The organism is Rhodococcus sp. UFZ-B548, assembly GCF_903819475.1.
In the GTDB taxonomy this organism is placed as follows: domain Bacteria; phylum Actinomycetota; class Actinomycetes; order Mycobacteriales; family Mycobacteriaceae; genus Rhodococcus_F; species Rhodococcus_F erythropolis.
In genome coordinates this window covers 1-2,187 of sequence record NZ_CAIJDS010000137.1, presented here as the reverse complement: position 1 = coordinate 2,187, position 2,187 = coordinate 1, and the positions used below count along the sequence as shown (strand labels likewise).

The 2,187-nt window shown below is 53.1% G+C and carries 1 protein-coding gene; it reads right to left on the bottom strand.

The features are described 5' to 3' along the window. Window positions 1-112: 112 nt before the first annotated feature. Complete coding sequence (locus H7C86_RS36815; protein WP_182263508.1) at window positions 113-1,597, bottom strand: glycosyltransferase family 4 protein; 1,485 nt, start codon at window positions 1,595-1,597, stop codon at window positions 113-115. Between the last annotated feature and the right edge of the window lie 590 nt (window positions 1,598-2,187).

The following is a 2,187-nucleotide window of genomic DNA, read 5'->3' as shown; positions in this document are numbered from 1 at the left end:
TCGACAAGGGGTATAGAGCTAACTCACTTACTGCCGAGATTATGAAACAGATGCTCTCACATCGACAGTGGTTGGATGATTGCGATGGGAACTCCGGACGTGGAGAAGCGAATCACGCAGGAGATTCCAAGGCGATATTCATTTCGTGCAGGGTGGAAGATTTGCGTAGCCGCGCAGGCCTGCCAGATATTTTTATAGATTCGATAACCTTTGCATTCGACGATAAGTCGGAAATCAGTTTCGAAAACTCGTCGGCGTAGTTCTGTCCGTCAAAATTTTTTGCACTAACTTGCCGGCATGTTTGTGACATTATTGCCATTTCACTAGCTGTGGTTTTAAGCACGCGCATCAGCCCCGAACGTAAATCTTGCGCGTTCCGAGACTCGAAAAGCCAGCCAGTTTCTCCATCTGTCACCACTTCCGATACGCCAAATACGTCCGCAGCGAGAACTGGAACCCCAAATGTCATTGCTTCGAGAATCGATCTCGGAAGTGATTCGACATCGGATGCACTTACTAGCACATCAGCGGCACGAAACCAGCGATACGTATTTGAATCGATGTCGACGATACGTACTGACGAACTTATCCCAAGATCGTTGACCGCTCGAATAACTGAATCACCATATGGGCTAGGGTGGTTGCCGACGATGACCAGTTTTGCATTCGGATAGTTTTCGACGGCTGCGGCGAATTCGTGCACAAGGGCGAACTGCGACTTCCGTTCCTGAACTATTCCCATGCAGAGCAGAATGAAATCCGACTCCTCGAATCCCAATCCCTCTCGAATTGTGGACTTTGAGTGTTCGGCCTCGTAACTTTCAATCACTGGGAGGTCGATACCGTATCGAATGCAGCGGGTACGAAGTTGTGGCAACATGTCGCGAAACATATTCTCCGTAGCTTCGGCGACGAATATATTCACATTGGTATTGAGAAGAGTCGTTCGCAGTCTCGCGACTACATTCTGGTCAGGTTTGTTAAGATGGCCACCCCACAGGTGCGTATTGAAGACGTCTAACTGAAATGACTCGTGGATGACCCATGCGACTGGGATTCCAATCTGGATAGCCGCATCGGCGCCGATGAACTCACCGAGGGTGTTAGCAATAACCACATCACATTTCCAAGCGAGCAGCAACGCGGAGAGCTCAGCGCGGCGATCGACGTATCTACGCGCATCTGATGGGGCTTCCGATCCTAGGTGGACCTCGATGCCTGCAGATTCGAGCTCCGCTCGCAATACACCGTCGCGTGGGCAGATCACCAAAAAATCGGCGACATCGTCGGCCGCCATCCGCAGCAGAAGTTCCTGCAGATACAGCTCGCCGCCGCCGATGTTCAGGGAGTGGGCAAATACACACACGCGCGGTCTATCGATCGTAAGCCTTGGAACTGAACGACTCAGACCCCCGAAACTGGCAGCGGAAGGCAACGCTGGCACGGGTACTTGCGCGGCAACGGTCACGACAACACGATTCGACCGCCACGCGGTACCGTCTGCAGCAACTGCTCGTACGGAAATCGAGACCTTGCGATCTGCTTTTCCTGCCGGCAATGCAATTGTCTCGCTGAATCCAGCTCCAACGTCAAACATAACGTCTTGGACCTTTGCATCAACCACATCGTGGCGAGGCTCGCACCGTCGCGCTCGTATCGGTTTTTCGTTGTCAATCTGGATTAGGACAACGTCGGCGGCTCGTTGTCCGATCATCGCCCACCCTGCAACCCTGACAACATTCTGGCTGACAACGTCCCCCTGGCGAGGAAAATCAAGGTTACCGCTCACGTTCTCGGTGTTTGCTGAGCGTTGCAAAATCCGTCTCAGCGAGGAGCCTCGCGCTCCGTTCAACATTCGAGACGATCTAGCCTTAAACGTACGGCGAACTCGCCCATTGAATGCTGTGGCATAGCGTTTCATGTCACGTAACATAGCTTAGATTTGCCGTAACTGGACAATCTCTTGATCGGTTATGACGACGCTGAAGATACTGCGAGGAGATAGCTGAGGTCCCCAACAGAACCCGACGTGGCCACGGCGCTGGTTCTGCCACAGAGTCGCGCGCCTTTCCGCGGACGATGGTATTTCGTTGCAGAGCCTGACGGGCTGCTCAAACACACCCATCGACCGACGCAGGAGATGTCAGATGCAGCCGCTATGCCACCCCGTCCGACTCACAAAGGGGC

What these genes read in the sequence shown, in the direction of transcription:
- H7C86_RS36815 (WP_182263508.1), bottom strand. Translation starts at nt 1,597, where the DNA reads ATGTTTGACGTTGGAGCTGGATTCAGCGAGACAATTGCATTGCCGGCA.